Source organism: Natronolimnohabitans sp. A-GB9 (genome assembly GCF_030848565.1).
Taxonomy (GTDB): domain Archaea; phylum Halobacteriota; class Halobacteria; order Halobacteriales; family Natrialbaceae; genus Natronolimnohabitans.
In genome coordinates, this window is sequence record NZ_JAVDDV010000001.1 from 349,455 (window position 1) to 366,062 (window position 16,608).

At 61.8% G+C, this 16,608-nt stretch carries 16 protein-coding genes; 11 read left to right on the forward strand and 5 right to left on the reverse strand.

All coding sequences use genetic code 11. The annotated features are described in order from the left end of the window. Positions 1 to 72: 72 nt before the first annotated feature. A complete protein-coding gene (locus tag RBH26_RS01720) occupies positions 73 to 1,263 on the forward strand; it encodes a Xaa-Pro peptidase family protein (protein ID WP_306756138.1) in 1,191 nt (396 codons plus the stop codon). A 674-nt stretch (positions 1,264 to 1,937) separates the two neighbouring features. Here the strand turns inward: RBH26_RS01720 and RBH26_RS01725 are convergent. Continuing rightward, positions 1,938 to 2,987, reverse strand: coding sequence for an FAD-dependent oxidoreductase (locus RBH26_RS01725; protein WP_306756139.1), 1,050 nt, complete (start codon positions 2,985 to 2,987; stop codon positions 1,938 to 1,940). A gap of 184 nt (positions 2,988 to 3,171) precedes the next feature. Next, positions 3,172 to 3,903 carry a GNAT family N-acetyltransferase gene (locus RBH26_RS01730; protein ID WP_306756141.1) on the reverse strand — a complete coding sequence of 244 codons (732 nt, stop codon included), beginning with the start codon at positions 3,901 to 3,903 and terminating at the stop codon, positions 3,172 to 3,174. Positions 3,904 to 4,051: 148 nt separating this feature from the next. Between RBH26_RS01730 and RBH26_RS01735 the strand changes: the two genes are divergently transcribed. The 6 genes from RBH26_RS01735 to RBH26_RS01760 all read left to right on the forward strand — a co-directional run bounded on the left by RBH26_RS01735 (position 4,052) and on the right by RBH26_RS01760 (position 8,537). Beyond that, the gene (locus RBH26_RS01735) at positions 4,052 to 4,870 is read left to right on the forward strand and encodes a prephenate dehydrogenase/arogenate dehydrogenase family protein (RefSeq protein ID WP_306756143.1); all 819 of its coding nucleotides are present in this window, start codon (positions 4,052 to 4,054) and stop codon (positions 4,868 to 4,870) included. Next, the gene (locus tag RBH26_RS01740) at positions 4,863 to 6,422 is read left to right on the forward strand and encodes a class I SAM-dependent methyltransferase (protein WP_306756144.1); all 1,560 of its coding nucleotides are present in this window, start codon (positions 4,863 to 4,865) and stop codon (positions 6,420 to 6,422) included. Before RBH26_RS01735 ends, RBH26_RS01740 begins: the two co-directional genes overlap by 8 nt. Positions 6,423 to 6,529: 107 nt before the next feature. Then, on the forward strand, positions 6,530 to 7,336 hold the full coding sequence (gene surE / locus RBH26_RS01745; RefSeq protein ID WP_306756146.1) for a 5'/3'-nucleotidase SurE: 807 nt from the start codon (positions 6,530 to 6,532) through the stop codon (positions 7,334 to 7,336). A 73-nt stretch (positions 7,337 to 7,409) separates the two neighbouring features. Then, the gene (locus tag RBH26_RS01750; protein ID WP_306756147.1) at positions 7,410 to 7,559 is read left to right on the forward strand and encodes a hypothetical protein; all 150 of its coding nucleotides are present in this window, start codon (positions 7,410 to 7,412) and stop codon (positions 7,557 to 7,559) included. 212 nt (positions 7,560 to 7,771) lie between these two features. Further along, positions 7,772 to 8,158 (forward strand): hypothetical protein, encoded by a 387-nt coding sequence (locus RBH26_RS01755; protein WP_306756148.1) that lies wholly within the window; start codon positions 7,772 to 7,774, stop codon positions 8,156 to 8,158. Positions 8,159 to 8,390: 232 nt separating this feature from the next. After that, positions 8,391 to 8,537 (forward strand): DUF1328 family protein, encoded by a 147-nt coding sequence (locus RBH26_RS01760; RefSeq protein WP_306756149.1) that lies wholly within the window; start codon positions 8,391 to 8,393, stop codon positions 8,535 to 8,537. 93 nt (positions 8,538 to 8,630) lie between these two features. Here RBH26_RS01760 and RBH26_RS01765 read toward each other — a convergent pair whose 3' ends face one another. Then, complete coding sequence (locus RBH26_RS01765; protein ID WP_306756151.1) at positions 8,631 to 9,098, reverse strand: HalOD1 output domain-containing protein; 468 nt, start codon at positions 9,096 to 9,098, stop codon at positions 8,631 to 8,633. A 474-nt stretch (positions 9,099 to 9,572) separates the two neighbouring features. On the opposite strand from RBH26_RS01765, the gene RBH26_RS01770 reads away from it, so the two are divergent. Then, positions 9,573 to 9,962 (forward strand): hypothetical protein, encoded by a 390-nt coding sequence (locus tag RBH26_RS01770; protein WP_306756152.1) that lies wholly within the window; start codon positions 9,573 to 9,575, stop codon positions 9,960 to 9,962. Between the two features lie 176 nt (positions 9,963 to 10,138). Further along, positions 10,139 to 10,348 (forward strand): hypothetical protein, encoded by a 210-nt coding sequence (locus RBH26_RS01775; RefSeq protein ID WP_306756153.1) that lies wholly within the window; start codon positions 10,139 to 10,141, stop codon positions 10,346 to 10,348. Between the two features lie 585 nt (positions 10,349 to 10,933). Here RBH26_RS01775 and RBH26_RS01780 read toward each other — a convergent pair. Continuing rightward, on the reverse strand, positions 10,934 to 12,688 hold the full coding sequence (locus tag RBH26_RS01780; RefSeq protein WP_306756154.1) for a S8 family peptidase: 1,755 nt from the start codon (positions 12,686 to 12,688) through the stop codon (positions 10,934 to 10,936). Between the two features lie 458 nt (positions 12,689 to 13,146). Beyond that, positions 13,147 to 13,686: a NosD domain-containing protein gene (locus RBH26_RS01785; protein WP_306756155.1), complete on the reverse strand. Its 540-nt coding sequence runs from the start codon at positions 13,684 to 13,686 to the stop codon at positions 13,147 to 13,149. A 1,211-nt stretch (positions 13,687 to 14,897) separates the two neighbouring features. Between RBH26_RS01785 and RBH26_RS01790 the strand changes: the two genes are divergently transcribed. Together RBH26_RS01790 and RBH26_RS01795 are read left to right on the forward strand one after the other, a co-directional pair. After that, positions 14,898 to 16,067, forward strand: a complete 1,170-nt coding sequence (locus RBH26_RS01790; RefSeq protein WP_306756156.1) for a beta-ketoacyl synthase N-terminal-like domain-containing protein — start codon at positions 14,898 to 14,900, stop codon at positions 16,065 to 16,067. Then, the gene (locus tag RBH26_RS01795; protein ID WP_306756158.1) at positions 16,064 to 16,495 is read left to right on the forward strand and encodes a Zn-ribbon domain-containing OB-fold protein; all 432 of its coding nucleotides are present in this window, start codon (positions 16,064 to 16,066) and stop codon (positions 16,493 to 16,495) included. Before RBH26_RS01790 ends, RBH26_RS01795 begins: the two co-directional genes overlap by 4 nt. The last annotated feature ends 113 nt before the right edge of the window (positions 16,496 to 16,608 follow it).

Below are 16,608 nucleotides of genomic sequence, written 5' to 3' on the forward strand. Positions count from 1 at the left end.
CCGGGACTCACAAGACAGAGATCGGCTGCCGGGATCCCCGAGGTTATGTGGCCACCCGCGGGATATCCCGCTATGGAGCTCGACGTCGACCTCACCCCGCTTCGCGAGTCGCTCGAGGCCGCAGGGGTAGACGGCTACTGTATCGACGACGATGCGTCGGACGCCGACCAGCGGTACGTCTCCGGCTTTACGGCGCCGGACCCCTATCAGACGCTGGTTACCCACGACGGCGTCCACCTGCTCGTCTCGGGACTCGAGTACGGCCGCGCGAAGAAGGAAGCGAGCGCCGACTCCGTGACGCGGCGGTCGGACTACGAGTACCGAGAGCTGGTCGCCGAACACGGCCCCTACGAGGCCAAGTGCCGTGTCCTCGCGGCGTTTCTCGCAGACCACGACGTCGAATCGATCGCCGTCCCGCGGACCTTCCCGACCGGGACGGCAGACGGCCTCCGCGAGCAGGGTGTCGAGGTGACGGTCGAGACCGAGGACGTCGTCGCCGAGATCCGGGCGACGAAAACCGAGTGGGAACGCGAGCAGATTCGGGCGACCCAGCGAGCCAACGAGGCCGCGATGGCTCGCGCCGAGGAGCTACTCGCGACGGCAGACGTCGCCGCCGACGGCACCCTCGAGATCGACGGCGAACCGCTCACCAGCGAGCGCGTCACAGAGGCGATCGAGATCACCCTGTTGCGTCACGGCTGCGGACTCGACGACACGATCGTCGCCTGTGGTGCCGACGGCGCCGACCCCCACGACCGCGGCTCGGGGCCGCTCGAGGCCGACGAACTCGTCGTCATCGACATCTTCCCGACGGACAAGGAGACGGGCTACTTCGGCGATATGACCCGTACGTTCGCCCGTGGCGACCCCAGTGCGGAGGCCCGACGCCGCTACGACGTGACGAAGGCGGCCTACGAGGCTGCTCTCGAGACCGTCGAGGCAGGCGTCACCGGCGCGGACGTCCACGACGCGGCCTGTGACGTCATCGAGGACGCCGGCTACGAGACGCTCCGGAGCGATCCGAGCACAGAGACCGGCTTCATCCACAGCACGGGCCACGGCGTCGGGCTGGACATCCACGAGGAGCCACGCGTCTCCCCGTCCGGCGGCGAACTCGAGGCCGGCCACGTGATCACGATCGAGCCCGGAATCTACGATCCCGACGTCGGCGGGGTTCGGATCGAGGATCTCGTCGTCGTCACCGAGGACGGCTACGAGAACCTGACCGACTACCGCGTGGGTCTCGAGCCGACGGCGGAGTGACGGCCGCGACTCGAGCGGTCGACGTTCGACAGCCGATCGTTGCGCCGGAGTCGATTCGCTCTGCGGTGGCGCGTGCTGAACCCCGGTGAGCGACCAGCGAACCGGGGATCGAAGTCACGCGAGGGATGAGCGAGCGACTCCCGGAGCGAGTGAATCGGCTGGGGAGGACGAGGAAGCCCTCGTTGCCAGTGCGAGCGGACGATACCCGGTGTGAGCGGACAGTACTCTCGCCAGATCTTCGTCTCGCCAGATCTTCGTCTCGCCAGATCTTCGTCTCGCCTCCTCTTCGAGCCGATCTCGCCCGACCTCTGGACCACTTTTGCCTGAGCGTCAGCGATCTCAAAGAACGGATCGCTCTTGCCTGAACGCTAGCGGTCCCGAGAACGCTGAACGCCAGCGGTCCCGAGAACGAACCGGTTTACCGTTCAGTTCGGAGTCCGCCGACTCACGGACGTGTCGGTCCCTCGATTCTCGTGGCAACGAGGGATTCCACGCCCTCCCCAGCCGCTTCGCTCACTCCGTTCGCTCAGCCCTCGCACGATTTTGCGCCGCGGTTCACTGGTCGTTCACCGCGGCACAGCGCGCGCCACCACATGTATTCGGCAACTCGAGTACATGTATTCGGCAACTCGAGTACTACGGCGGGCTCGACAGTCGGCACCACACGAAGACGGTTACACGTCGTCGGCCACGCGCTCGCCGACCTCGAGGCCGTTTCTTAACGCGGCGTGGACTCGTCCCTCGCCGGCGACCCAGTCGCCGAGACAGTACAGCCCCTCGCGTTCGGCTGCCCGAAGCGGTTCCGGATCGATCTCGGCCTCGGGCTGGGCGTAGCGCCACCCCTGGTGGTCCGTCCAGTCGGGCTCGAGCAGTCGTTCGTCTGCCAGTAGTTCGGCGGTCAGTTCGGCGAGTTCTGCGAGGGTCGCGGCCGGATCGTCGTCGTAGTGATCGACGGACCACTCGTGGTTGGCCTGGACGATCAGCAGCGACTCGCCGTCGGGGACGTGGCCCGGCTTACACTCTTCGCGGGCGAGCCACCCCACCTCGTGGGCGTTGTCGGTGTTGACCAGCGCGTAGTAGGGAACCTCGAGTTCGAACGGATAGTGGAAGACCCCCGTCCAGACAGTTCGATAGGGGACGGCGTCGACGGCCTCGAGCAGCCGCGCTCGAACGTTGCCGTCCGGATCCCACTCCGCGGCCCGTAGCAACTCGGCCGTCTGCGGTGCCGGCGGATTCAACAGGACCGCGTCGAAGGGGCCCCACTGATCGCCGTCGGCGTCCTCGAGTCGCCACGTGTCCGCCGCGGGGTCTCGACGGATCGTTACGATTCGGGTCTTCCGGTGGACCGTCGCGTCGGTACGCCCGAACAGGCGTTTGGCGAGCTGCGTCAGTCCGCCCTCGTAGGTCCACTTGTGCTCGTCGGCGTCTCTCCCCTCCGAAACCGTGCCATCGGCGTCGAAGGTCCAGATCGGCTCGGTGACGTCGACGAGCCCGTCGGTCGCGAGCGTCTCCGTGAGCAACTCGACTACGCGCTCGTCGTCGGGTTTGACGTAGTTCGCGCCGTAATCGTAGGTGATATCGTTCCGACGGCGGGTGGCCGCACGGCCACAGAGGCCGCCGGATTTCTCGAGGACGGTCACCTGCACGTCCTCGCGGTGTGTCTCGAGTGTGTACGCCGCAGCCGCGGCCGCCGCGCCAGCGCCGACGATCCCGATTCGAGTCATGGTCGACACTCAGCGCCGACGGGCCAAGTATTTCGGCGCCGGTGGTCCGGATTGCCGGCATCGGGGCCGACACGCGGAGCAGCGGTTCCGACACACGGAGCAGCAGTTCCGAACCCGGAATCGCCGATCGGCTCGAGCGGTCGTGATGCGTGTCCCGCCGCGACCGGCGCGATCGCGGTGAACGCTACAGTTCCCGTGCCATCATCACCTCGTCGACGCAGTCGCCGTCGATCTCGTAGTGGTTGCGCCGGATCGCCTCGGTGTCCCAGCCGTGTTCGGTCAGGAATTCGAGGGCTCGATCGTTCGTGATCGGGACGCTGTTGTACACCTTCCGGAAGCCGTTGGCCTCGGCCCACTCGATCCCGCGGTCGAGCAGTTTGCTCCCGATGCCGTGTCCACGGTACTCCTCACGGACGCCGACGGTCTGTTGGGCGGTGCCCTGGAGTTGATCGACCTGTGGAAGGTCGAGGTGTGTCCAGCCGACGACGTCGCCGTCGACCGTCGCGACGAAGAACATTCGCGATTTGACCGTGTTGTGTCTGCTGACCGTGTCCTCGTAGAGCAGTTCCTCGGCGATGGTCTCGGCGACGACGTACGTCTCCTCGGCGGTGACGTCCCGGATGGTGTCGATGAGGCCGTCGAAGTCGGCCTGTCGCCCCGGCCGAATGATAAACTCGAGGCCGTCGGTCTCGTACTCGGTGATCGCGCCGAACTCGAGGGCGATCTGTAAGGTCCCGCCGTCCTCTTCCAGATAGCCGTCGGCTTTCAGTGACTCGAGGTGAGACTGAAACTCCTCGGCCGGCAGCGAGAGCAGATCAAGCAGTCGATGACGCTTGACCGTCCCGTGTCGTTCGACGTACTCGTAGATCTGTCTGCTTGCCTCCGAGGAAAACGTCGGTCGCTCGGTAACGCCCATACGCCCAGTACGGAAACACCTGATTTAGGTCTTGTGTACTGGTATCACACAGCATGTTCGGTTTCCGCGGTAACCGCTCGAATTCCTGATACTCACGCGAGCCGATCGATCGAACGCCTTTTGCGACGCCGGGCGGTAGCAGAAACCGATGGACGTACTGATCGTCGGCGCGGGGGCGATGGGGACGTGGTTCGGCCGGGCCGTCGACGCAGCGGTGACGTTCACCGACGTCGACGCCGACGCCGCAGCCACAGCCGCCGACGCGGTCGGGAGCGGGGCCGACACCACCGCACTCGAGGGGACGGACAGCTACGACGTCGTCTGTCTCGCGGTGCCGATGACCCACGTCACCGACGCCGTTGCCGATCACGCGGACCGAGCCGAACGAGCGATCGTCGACGTCTCCGGCGTCATGGGACCGCCGCTGGAAGCGATGGCGACTCACGCTCCCGATCTCGAGCGTGCGAGTCTCCACCCGCTGTTTGCCCCCGAACGAGCGCCCGGCTCTATTGCCGTCGTCTCCGAGGACGCCGGTCCGACGATCGAGACGCTACTCGGCGATCTCACCGACCGCGGCAACGAGCCGATCGAGACCACGGCGACCGAACACGACGAGGCGATGGAGACGGTTCAGGCGGCGACCCACGCCGCCGTCCTCTCGTTTGCTCTCGCAGCAGAACCGGTTCCCGACGGGTTCGAGACGCCGATTTTCGAGGGGCTGCGGACCTTAGTCGAGAAGCTCACCGAGGGGACGCCCCGTGTCTACGCGGACATTCAGGGGACCTTCGACGGCGCCGACAGGGTCGCCGAGGCCGCCGCGACGATCGCCGACGCCGACGCCGCCGAACTCGAGTCGTTGTATCAGGCGGCCGCACGGGAGTGGCAGCCCGACGACAGCGAAATCAAAGCCCCTGCAGACGACACGACTGACGCTACCGATACGAACGGAGGATCTACGAATGAGTGACCAACGCGAGGCCGTCCGCTCGAACGCCAAATACCTGCGCGAGGTCAGGCCGATCGACCCCGACGAGATCTGTGAGTACGTCGAGGGCAATCCCCATCCCGCGGTCGTGCGCCAGCACCTCCGCGAGCTGGCGCCCGAACTCGGACTGGTCGAACGCGAGGACGGCACGTTCGTCCCCGTCGACGACGAGCCGGTGACACCGAACCGCGACACCGTCGACCGGTTCCCGACGGTCTACGAACAGCGACTCGAGGACCTGCTGGTCGACCGCTACGGCGTAAACTGGCACGAAGACGCTACTGGCGAACTCCTGCGGTCGACGGTTCGGCGATTCAAGACCCGGTATCTCGAGCGCCGGCCGGTCGAGTACGACGACGACGTTGCCGCAGGCTATGCGATCTATCATCTGCCGGGGTACTACGCTGCGATCCAGTACGCGCTCGACGACCTCGCCGAACGCGGCCTGCTGGGGCGTTCGCTTCGCGTCCTCGACATCGGCGCCGGCGTCGGCGGCCCCGCACTCGGGCTCTGTGAGTACCTGCCCGAGGACGCGTTGCTCGACTACCACGCCATCGAGCCAAGCGCAGCCGCCGACGTCCTCGAGGAACTGCTCGAGGAGACGGGTCCGAACGTACACTCGACGATCCACCGGACGACCGTCGAGGCGTTCGATCCCGACGCCGCGGTCGACGCCGACGACGCGTTCGAGCCGACCGCACCCGACGACGGCTTCGATCTGATACTCGCCGCCAACGTCGTGAGTGAACTCGACGAGCCGGCGACCGTCATGCGCTCGGCACTCGAGACCCTCGCCCCCGACGGAACGCTGTTGGCGATGGCGCCTGCGGACAAAAACACCAGCGTCGGACTCCGCGACCTCGAGCGCGAACTCGAAGACGAGCGGCTGTGGACGCCAACGGAGATGGGGGTCGACGACGAAACCGAGGACGACGGCGACGCCGCCGACCGACACGGCCAGGTGACCGTCTACGGGCCGACCGTCCGGCTGTGGCCCGGCGACCGCCCGTCGGACCGGGGCTGGTCGTTCGACGCTCGCCCCGACCTCGCCGTTCCCTCCTTCCAGCGGAAACTCGACGAGGCGACGCCGGACGACGATGCCGAACACGAGCCGGGCGAGTTCGTCAACGTCGACGTCCAGTTCTCCTACTCGATGCTGCGACTGGACGGAACACGGCGACTCGATCTCTCGCTCGACACCGGTGACTGGGCGAAGATGGCCGAGATGGACCACCACGTCACCAACCGGATCGACCTCGTCGCGGCGAAACTCAGCCGTTCGCTGAGCGACGGCGGCGGGGACGGCTCCGACCGGGGCGGCAGTTCCAACCCCCTGTTCAAGATCAGCGACGGCAGCGAGTCGATCGACCACTACGCGGTCGTCACCAACGAGACCAGCCTCAACCGACCGCTGCTCGAGGCCGACTACGGCGAGGTCTGTTCGTTCGAGCAACTGCTCGCGCTGTGGAACGACGACGAGGAGGCCTACAACCTGGTCGTCGACGAGGAGACGGTCGTCGACCGGATCGGGTAGCGTTTCGCGATCGAACGTCGAGTACGACACATATACCCACAAACTCGAGGGGTCCGACCGATTTATCGAAGCGGAGGGCTTTTCGCATCGGCCTTCGACCCACAGATATGAGCGACCCCCTCGAGATCCTGTTGACCAACGACGACGGGATCGACAGTACCGGGCTTCGGGCGCTGTACGATGCGCTTTCCGAGCACGGTAATGTGACCGTCGTGGCTCCTGCGAACGACAAAAGCGCTTGCGGCCGGTCGATCTCCCACGAGGTCGATGTCGAGGAACACGAGCTTGGGTACGCCGTCTACGGCACCCCTGCGGACTGCGTCGTCGCCGGTCTGGCCGAACTCGGTCCGTTTCCCGACATCGTCGTCGCGGGCTGTAACAAGGGTGCGAACCTGGGTGAGTACGTTCTCGGCCGTTCCGGGACGATCGGCGCCGCCGTCGAGGCCGCCTTCTTCGACGTTCCTGCCATCGCGACGTCGATGTACATTCCCGCCGAGGGAGCGTCGCTCTCGACGATCGAGTTGGATGCCGACGACTTCGCCGAGGCGACCCGCGTGACGAGCTTTCTGGTCGACAACGCTCTCGAGGCTGGTGTCTTCGACCACGCCGCCTATCTCAATATCAACGCTCCCGTCGCTGACGGCGAGCCCGCGCCGATCGAGATCACCCGCCCCTCGAAGCGCTACGAGATGGACGCCGAACGCAACGGGGACCAGGTTCATCTCAGGGACCGTATCTGGGAGACGATGGACCCCGAAACCATCCCCGACCCCGAGGGGACCGACCGTCGCGCTGTCGTCGACGGTCGTATCAGCGTCTCGCCACTGACAGCCCCCCACTCGACGAACCACCACGAAGCGCTGTCAGAGCTCGCTGAAACGTACTCAGAGCAGGTTAGTACGGATTATCGATAGTAACGCCATGGACCGTCGACAGGAAAACACGCGCTACCGAACTGATTTGTATCAGGCCGGTGAACGCTTGAATATGCCGAAGACCGAAACCGAACCCGACGTCCTGCGTTCTCACCTCACGCGGGGCGCGAACGGCCGCGGTGTGTGCTCGTCGGCGGTCGGCCAGCGACTCGAGGCCGTAACGCCGAGTCGGCGACGACAACGGTTCCCGAATCGGCCATGACTGACGACCACCGAGACGGGGCGTGTCTGTTCGGTGATCTGATAATCGACTTGCGGGTCGCAAGGCCGGCGCTATTCGCCGATGGTAGCGTTAGGATAATCAGACCGTAATTAGCAGCGACAGGGATAGATAACGAATGGGACATAAAATCAAGGTAGACGGGCGTTCAACTCACACGACTAACGATCGGTTCCATCGAGGGTGACAACGAAATGGTATTTAAAACACTCTGGACTCGCCTCACATCATTCTGGTCGAGCAGTTCGACGAACGAACCAACGAACGAGGAGTCGACGACCGAGCAGTCGGACGACGACGAAGACGAAACACTCAGTTACGCCGAAGAGATCGAGTACGGCGTCGACGAACGGGACCTTCCGGACGAAGACAAGATCTTGCGACTCCTGGTCAAACGCGGCGGTCGCGTCGACCGGTCGACCGTCCAGCAGGAAACCGGTTGGTCCGACGACCGCCTCGAGAGGGTTATCTCCACTATGGAAGACGACGGGCAGGTCAGTGCGATCACCGTCGGCCGAAAGCGTGTCATCTGCCGACGCGGGTTCGAGCCGAAGGGGTATCGATCCCACCTCAACGAGTGACGGCTGCAAACGAAGCGAGCAACACCACAGAACGCGTCGATAGGACGCCGATAATCGTAAGCTCCAGGCGATCGTCCCACAGCATCGATTCGATAGATATCTCTCCGTGACTGTCGTCGACGCCTGCCGATCTCGAGTAGTATCCGCTTTGCCATCGGTATCCGTTCAGGGTCCCGTCTAGACGGCGTATTAAGGCCGAATTCACTTCCCGCTGACTGCCGTTGATACGAGTATGTTAGAACTCGCATTGCTGTTTTTCGTGATCGCGATCATCGCCGGTGCGCTCGGTGCGGGCGGCGTCGCCGGACTGTCGATGTCCGTCGCGAAGTGGCTCGTGTTGCTGTTCGTCGTCCTCGCGATCGTCTCGCTACTGCTGTAGGGGCAGTAGCGGGGCAGTTTATACTGTCGGACAGCAGTCGATGGAGCGCATTCGCCGGACGTGAGCGGCGAATTCATACATTGTCCGACAGTATCAGTTGCGGGCGAGTTGCGACGCGGACCGTTCGAGGGTCAGGTCGGTCCGACAGAGCACACCGTCGACGAACAGTCGACCGTCGCTAGTAAGCGTCACGTCGTGGTCCGCAACCTCGAACGTGAACTCCCAGCTACCGCTGTCGTGGTCGGCCAACTCCGTCAGGACGGCCGGGTTGATGTACTCGTAGAGAGTGTACTCGACCTCGTCTAACTCGAGCCTGTCGGCGTCGGCAAGCGCCTGTACGACCTCGACGATGAGCGCGTCTTCGCGTCGCCGTGTGGCCATCGGTCGTGTCCGTGCGTACGGATCAGCCATCGCTCGAGCCTCGCTGGAACTGTCTTCCCACCGCGCGAGCCGTTTCTCCGGTGATCGACCGACGATCGGCGCTGCTACCGCCGTCATCGACAGCGAGTCGCATGCGACCCCGGTCGCGTCCGACAGCGGCCGTCGATCGCCGACTGCCACAACACCCTCGTCGGTCGTCGTGTGGCACTTCGAGACCTGATATCCGACCGGACACCCGTGTGCAACCCCAAAGCTGATCGAACATCGTCACGGCCGAACCGTCCATCGGACCCCTATTAAATAAGATGTCGCTAAACGTGCCGTAGGGCCCTCAAGGACAAAATACGCCAACCCTGTGAGGGTCGAATAGACGGGGTGACATCCTCCCCGCCTAAAGGAGGGGGCTTCCCGAACCGCACAGGTGGCGGTTCCCGTCAGCTCGGGAGGGTGGGAATCTACGGTTTGCGACCGACGGCGCTGGCTCTGCCACGAAGCCGGTACTCCTACCGTGGTGACGGCTTGGAGTCAAATTCAGATAATCGTCGAACGACGAGTCGCCCCGACAGAACACGGGTCGGTAACGTGGCAGTCTTGAGGATCCAGTTCCTCGTATCGAGTACCAATGTATCTCAACCTCGACGGGCGGTGGTGGCGATGATCCTCGACGATTCCGACCGTCCCGCCGCGGAGTACGAGGAACTTGCTACCGCGCTCGAAGACTTACGCGAGGAAGTCGCGACCGAACAGATCCGTGATTCGAGACTCGAGGGGCTGTTCGACGAAGCGACCACGAGCAATCCGAACCTCTGGAACACCGTGACGGCGTTCATCGACGTCGAAGACGGCGAGGCTGTCGTGACCGAGGAATCGAAACTCGCCCAGGGCAAGTGGGCCCCCGAGATCGTCGACGACTGCGATGCGATGGTGACGGTCGATATCAACTACGGACAGATGCCCGACGACTTCAAATACACCGTCGTGAAGAAACTCGACGAGAAGATCGAGACCGCAAAGACCGAAGCAGCCCAAGCTCGAGAGGAGTGACGGACTGCTGTCTCTAGTACCAACTGAATCCGTTTACAATACCGTCCGGCGATCGGGTGTGCTGACGGTCAGTGGCTATTCTAGCATTTGCAGACTCATCTCGTGGCGGTACCGTCACAGCATTTGACAACCGTCAGTAGATTTATCAGTGTTTATTCGAATACTTGACCTGACTCATGCCCACGTGTGGCAATTGCGACGGATACGTGACGCGGGACTTCGTTCGAGTGTTCGGAATCGACGGCACGGTCTACGGCTGTCCGAACTGTTCGACGTATCGTGAACTCTGTGACGGAAGCGGTGCCAATCGCGCCGTCGAGAATCAAGACGAACGGTCCGGTCTCGACGATCAGTTCTCGCAGACCGTCCCCGAAGAGATTCCGTAATTGGTCGCGCCGCTGATCAGTCGGAAGTCGGTGCTCCAACGAGGTACCGACTACAGTTTACAGCGGTAGCGAGGCGAACGCCCACCTCTCGCCGCTCGAGAGGCGTCGTTACGGTAAGCGATGACCGTCGCTGTAGCTCGAGAACCTCTCGGTCGTCGCCTAGTACGGTAGCTGTATTGTCTCGAGCGGACCGACTACTGATCGAGTTCGTCGACGGTCGTGAATGGCATGAGAACAGAAGGATGGCGAGGATCCATACTCTCGTAATGTGGACAGCCTCGGAGGTCACGATCGGCCCACAGTGGTCGGATTGGTATGTGTAGTCGTATCGTGTGAACCACTCCTGTGGTAATAGGTAACATGACACGCTAAATAAACGTTACTGTAGCGGAAAGCGCCATTGTTCAGATTAGCTGAGTCCATAGTATGCGTCGCTTTGCAACCATGCTTCGGCGGTTGCTGGGTCTGCGCTTCCGCAAGCGGTATAGGAGAAGGCCCCAGGGTCGTTCGGAAATGGGATATTTCCATGATCACGAGAATCTCCGATTCTCGAATCACTTGACCCAGAGACGATTCACTGTGCCGTTACAGATCCGTACACTTCAAATCGGCCTCGTTGTTATTTTCGTCAATAACGGTAAGTCGGACCGCCTCCGGTTTGTTACGGGTTCTGAGGGAGTGTCTGTCCGAACTGGTAGTGTCACGGATATCCGTTGTTTCAGCGTCCAAGACAGCACCGTCCCCATCCATCAGTTCTGTCGTGGCTTCGTAGAGGTCACCATCCTCGTTTGAGACCTCCCATTCGACATCTGCACGGGTCCACGGCCCCGTGTTTCGTGGCTGGACTGTGAACTCTTCGATCACGGAGTCAGTGTCAGTCGGTTCATCCCCGCTGCCAGTGGTGAACGTATCCGTCTCGCCCACTTGCGTAGTGTCGCCCGCCTCGGCGACAGCACGAAACTCGTATTCCGTACTGCTTCCAAGGGTAGTCACCTCCGAATCGAACTCACTCGAAGATTCTAGAGTTTGTCTCTCAGTCGTGGTCCATCGATCACTGTCGCTTTCACGCCATTCGAAGTAGACCGTCACTTCATCGTATCCTTTCAATTTTGTTACCTTCCCAGTGAGAGTAGCCGATGAGTCGGTTACGTCGTTACTACTGGTAGTTTCAATTGCAAGGTCTTTCCCACCGGCGTCGTCCTCTTCGCCGTTAGTAACGAGTGCTTCAACGTTTAGAAGACCGCTCCCCTGTTCTGTTTCTTTAAGTTCGAGATCTACCGCGGTGTCAGTCAGTTCCGTCTCTACCTCCGTGTGATCCTTTCCGGTTGCCATCAGGTATGCAGCAGCACCCGCGACGTGCGGCGCTGCCATAGATGTTCCACTTTGGGTAGTATACTGGTTGTCCAGATGTGTAGAGTAGATTCGCTCTCCCGGCGCAGCGATGTCGACCTCCTCACCACGTGAAGATAGGTCAGCGATAGAATCATCTTCAGTGGTTGCGCTGACAGCAATACACTCCTCATAAGCGGCAGGATATAGAACGGTATCCTCGTCCGGACCGTTATTTCCTGCCGCTGCAACGATCACCGTCCCCTCCTTGGCCGCATACCTGACGGCGTCTTTGATCGCATCGGAGTCGACGCTACTACCGAGGCTGAGATTCCCGACGTCGATCCCCTGGTTGACGGCCCACTCGATTGCGGCAGCAACGTCAGTGTTTGTACCGGTCCCGTCGTCGTCCAGAACTTTTACTGCGTACAGTTCGGCTTCGGGTGCGACGCCGACAACACCGACATCATTGTCGAGAGCGGTCGCGATACCAGCGGCAGATGTCCCATGCCCATTCCTGTCTGTCCAATCGTCTGTACTTTCACCAGTGAAATTCTGGCCGCCAGCGACACGTAAGGACTCATGGTCGGGATCGATACCCGTGTCGATAATCGCGATTTTGCTACCTGATGCCTCGATATCGTCGTCATTGATAGCTACGTCGGCGTTGGTTCGATCAATTCCCCATGGTACCGATTGGTCACCGAGAGCTTTCACCTCTACCTCGGGCTCGATGTACCGGACGTTTGGGTTGTTCCGTAGCGCGCTCAACGCTTGCTGGGGAAACCGCCCGGAAACGACCTGACCGACATCACCGAAATCGAGTTCTCGATATACATCGTCGGCCTCTCGGCGGGCCAGACCAGCCTGTCCAGGTTTCACCCCAACGATATAGCGCTCAGGTGGCTTTTTTTGTTCTGCGTTAACCGGCTGTATGCTGACGACACTGCTTACACCGACCCCACCAGCACCTTGTAGTACGCGCCTCCGCGATAGAGTATTTCCTGACATACATCAAGTAATAATAATTTAGTATATAATTATATTTCGGAATGGACGATGCAATAACATCTTTAGATCGTCTCGTTCTCTCGCTGTTAGCCCGGTGCTCGATCGAACGGGTCCGAGCGTCCTGCACCATGTACACGGTGATGTCGACACGATCTCGCTCTGTTCAACGTCTCTCGAGAAGGCGAGCCGCCTGATCGTTCGTGCCAAGCGCTCCGAAAATATAGCGGTCGTATCGAGGGTCTTCACGCGCCCGGTTGTCGGCTTCTTCGCCGACCTCGAGGGTCGGGGCATCCGCCTCGTATCGTCTGTGAAACGAGCACGGCGGCCGTTTCAGGATCCGGTCGCGTCGACGAATTCGGCGAGTTCCGTCCTCGCTTCTGCCGTCTCGGGTTCCTCCGCAGCCTCGACCCCCGCTGCATCTGGGGATCCTGCCGTCCCTTCGGTAAACAGGATCCCGTTTACCTCGATCTGATTGTCGTCTCCAGTGATGATGGTCGGGCCAAGTGGATTCTCCCCGGCAGTGTTGCCACGTCCGGTATTACGGTTCGATGCCAACAGGAGATACCCGGGGCCGCCACCAACGGCTGTATTCTCGTTTGCGGTGTTCTGAATGAGCGATTACCATCCGCGCCCCGAAGGGAAATCCCGAGTCCGTCGGCCCCGATCACGGTGTTTCCGAGAAGCCAGTTGTCGTTCGATTCGACGAGTTCAATTCCCGGGAAGAACGTATCAGTGGACGTATTCTGGGTGAGTACGTTTTCGTTCGACTGCGAGAGTAGTATCCCTAACCCACCGCTTTCGATACTGTTTTCGATGAGTTGGTTCCGATCAGAATCGAAGAGCGCGATGTGGGTGCCTACCAGATCCGGAATCGTGCTCTGAACCTCTTTGATAAGCCCATCGGTGACGGTATCGAATACGATGCCGGCGAAGAGCGCCTCCAGGGAGAGATTCGTGACCGTGACGTCCGAGATCGGTTCGCCATCGGGAGACTGCACCAAGACGCGGCCCCTTCGGCACCGAACTCATCCGGTCCGGTGATCGTCTGGCCCTATCCATCCAAGAGGACGTCGCTCGATCGAATCACGATACAGGCTTCGCCCGGTTCCGCCTCGAGATCCTCCGTGAGGACGTACGATCCGGGTTCGGTAATCGTCGTACACTCGGTGATTGCCGTTCGGTCTCTCTCGTCGTTAGGTCGCTCGTCTTTTTTCTCCGTTGCGCCAACAGACCAGTACCGAATGTGACCGCGCCCAGCGCCGCAGCGCTTCCTGCGAGGTACGATCGTCGGTTTACTGCGTCGTCATCGTAACTGTTTTCTGACATTACGAGAGAGACGTTGCCCGATTCTATCTTTGTTATTTTAGCCGTATTGAATCATCTATAAACTGTATTATTCTGCTATAATGTGGCATTCTTTGCTAGCAGAATGGCGATAGTACGAGTATTTGATTGTAGAATGGACAGCTTCAATCACAATCGTAGCGGGACAACTCACTGATTTGGACGACAGTAATCGGTTTTTCACTCTTCATATCGCTGCGTGTGAAACGTTGATCGGTTTACTCATGGTCGGAGTAAGGCGCCCCTCCGATTCAAACGAGGTAGCGAGACGGATTTCCCGCCCCACCGTAGGCGGGGAGGAAGCCGACACTCGCTACGCCACACAGATCAGTTACTGTGTGGCATCCCAACTCGATGGTAGTGGTCGGCGGCCAACAGTTGTGGTCGGCTACGGTTCGCCGTCAACCAACTCTCGAAGTTAGGGATGCCGATCTGTGAACGCCCGAACGCTCTTCGGGTACGACGCGGTGAACCCACTGGCAAGTCATGGCTCACCCGCCTGTGGGGGTTGACATCTCTCACAGATCGAACCACAGCTCATGGTGTATTCAGTGGAAAAAGCGGTCTGCTAACGGAATTTGAGTCCGTAATCTAATCCTTCCGAAGGATCCGTATCGATAGTCAGGGCGTCATTGGATGCGTCGTGTATGGTTATCCAGAGGAAAATATACTGATATAATCACTCTTTATTCAATATATTTGTTACCCAAATCTAATGGAGCAGTCACAGAGTCTGTGGATGCTGAACGGGGTGTGGATTCCAACAGCATCTGCGATGATATTTAACTGGGCCGATGATTCGATCGCTTGTCCAGTGGGTGATGGGAACAGTTAACAAGACTCGTCGAGACTGTGGTAGGTGCGCATGCCAGAGCCAGTCATCGCGTCGGTCGGCGCCTCGGCGCTCGGCCGCACGGACCTCCCGGGTCGCGACCTGTTCTCGGTCGCCCTCGAGGAGGCGTTCGACGAACTGCCCGACCCTGCCGATCTCGTCGAGGCGGTGTACGTCGGCAACCAGTCGGAGAGCTACGAACACCAGATCATGTACGGGACGCTTTTGGCCGAGTGGGCCGGCCTCCGTCACGTCCCCGCCGAGCGGGTCGAAGGGTGTGCCGCCGCGGGCGCGCTCGCGTTGCGCCACGCGGTCAAAGACGTCCGCAACGGCGAACACGAGGCCGTGCTCGCGTGCGGCGTCGAGAAGATGACGTCGGCGGGCACCAGCGGCGCGACGGACGCACTGTCGGCGGCGTTCGACCGTGCCATCGAGCAGCGCTCTGGCATCACCGCGCCCAGCCAGTACGCATTGCTCGCCAAGCGCTACCTCCACGAGACGAATGCCACGGAACACGACCTCGCTGAGATCGCAGTGAAGAACCACGCAAACGCCGCTCGCAATCCCCGGGCGCAGTTTCCGAAGGAGATCGACGTGGAGACGGTCCTGGAATCTGACCCCATCGCCCCGCCGTTGAAGCTCTACGACTGTGCGCCGGTCGGGGACGGTGCCGCGGCCGTCCTGGTGACGACCGCCGAGCTGGCGGCCGACCTCGGCCGCCCGCAGGTGCGCGTCGCAGGCAGTGGGGCCTCCGCGAACAACATCGCGGTCGCCGAGCGGGACATGACCGACATCGCGGGTGCTCGCATCGCCGCCGAGACGGCTTACGAGGAAGCGGGCATCGACGCCGCGGCTGTCGATATCGCGGAAGTTCACGATGCCTTCACCGTCTGTGAGGCGCTGCTTGCGGAGGCCGCCGGCTTCGCCCCCGCGGGAACGGGCTATCAGAGCTACCAGTCGCCAGCGGAGCGGGCAGACGGCTGGACTGACGTGCAGTTGAGTCCGAGCGGCGGACTGAAGGCTCGCGGCCATCCCATCGGCGCGACCGGGCTCTTGCAGGCACTCGAAGCCTACGAACAGCTCACTGGGGCCGCAGGCGACCGCGCGATCGAAGGGGCCGAGACGGCCTTGTTGCTCAACGAAGGCGGCGTCGCGGACGCCGTCACCGTCGGTCACGTACTCACGACGGCGGAGGCACCATGACTGACGGTGACCTCGATGCGACCGATCCGCGGACACTGCCGGGCTTTTTCGACGCCCTTGCGGACGGCAAACTCCTGGGCGGGGTCTGTACGGACTGTGGACAGGTACTGTTACCGCCGCGGCCGGCCTGCTACGCCTGCGGCAGTCGCGCCGTCGACGTCGAACCGCAGTCGCGAGAGGGCACGGTCTTCTCGTACACGGAGGTTCACACGCCGCCGCCGGCGTTCGCGGCGGACGCGCCCTACACGGTCGCCGTCGTGGAACTCGCGGACGGTGGCCGCCTCCTTGGGCGCGTGGCCGCCGACTACAGCGACGTCGCAATCGGTGACTCGGTCGAACTCACGGTGCACGAGCCAACGGCCGCAGAGCGGGAGGTCGCGCTCGACTACGAGACCGACTGGCCGGTCCACATCTTCGAGCCACGGTGAAGGTCAGGCCCGGCTCTACATCGGTAACAGGCAGAGTGGCCCAGGCCACCGTTCCTGTGGCAGTTGCCATCACGTCCCAGTGATTGTCGAGAGACAGGTGCAACTCTCCGTCT

Excerpts from the sequence above, each read along its gene's own strand:
- RBH26_RS01720 (WP_306756138.1), top strand. The coding sequence starts at position 73 with ATGGAGCTCGACGTCGACCTCACCCCGCTTCGCGAGTCGCTCGAGGCC.
- RBH26_RS01725 (WP_306756139.1), bottom strand. The coding sequence starts at position 2,987 with ATGACTCGAATCGGGATCGTCGGCGCTGGCGCGGCGGCCGCGGCTGCG.
- RBH26_RS01730 (WP_306756141.1), bottom strand. The coding sequence starts at position 3,903 with ATGGGCGTTACCGAGCGACCGACGTTTTCCTCGGAGGCAAGCAGACAG.
- RBH26_RS01735 (WP_306756143.1), top strand. The coding sequence starts at position 4,052 with ATGGACGTACTGATCGTCGGCGCGGGGGCGATGGGGACGTGGTTCGGC.
- RBH26_RS01740 (WP_306756144.1), top strand. The coding sequence starts at position 4,863 with ATGAGTGACCAACGCGAGGCCGTCCGCTCGAACGCCAAATACCTGCGC.
- surE (WP_306756146.1), top strand. The coding sequence starts at position 6,530 with ATGAGCGACCCCCTCGAGATCCTGTTGACCAACGACGACGGGATCGAC.
- RBH26_RS01750 (WP_306756147.1), top strand. The coding sequence starts at position 7,410 with ATGCCGAAGACCGAAACCGAACCCGACGTCCTGCGTTCTCACCTCACG.
- RBH26_RS01755 (WP_306756148.1), top strand. The coding sequence starts at position 7,772 with ATGGTATTTAAAACACTCTGGACTCGCCTCACATCATTCTGGTCGAGC.
- RBH26_RS01760 (WP_306756149.1), top strand. The coding sequence starts at position 8,391 with ATGTTAGAACTCGCATTGCTGTTTTTCGTGATCGCGATCATCGCCGGT.
- RBH26_RS01770 (WP_306756152.1), top strand. The coding sequence starts at position 9,573 with ATGATCCTCGACGATTCCGACCGTCCCGCCGCGGAGTACGAGGAACTT.
- RBH26_RS01775 (WP_306756153.1), top strand. The coding sequence starts at position 10,139 with ATGCCCACGTGTGGCAATTGCGACGGATACGTGACGCGGGACTTCGTT.
- RBH26_RS01780 (WP_306756154.1), bottom strand. The coding sequence starts at position 12,688 with ATGTCAGGAAATACTCTATCGCGGAGGCGCGTACTACAAGGTGCTGGT.
- RBH26_RS01790 (WP_306756156.1), top strand. The coding sequence starts at position 14,898 with ATGCCAGAGCCAGTCATCGCGTCGGTCGGCGCCTCGGCGCTCGGCCGC.
- RBH26_RS01795 (WP_306756158.1), top strand. The coding sequence starts at position 16,064 with ATGACTGACGGTGACCTCGATGCGACCGATCCGCGGACACTGCCGGGC.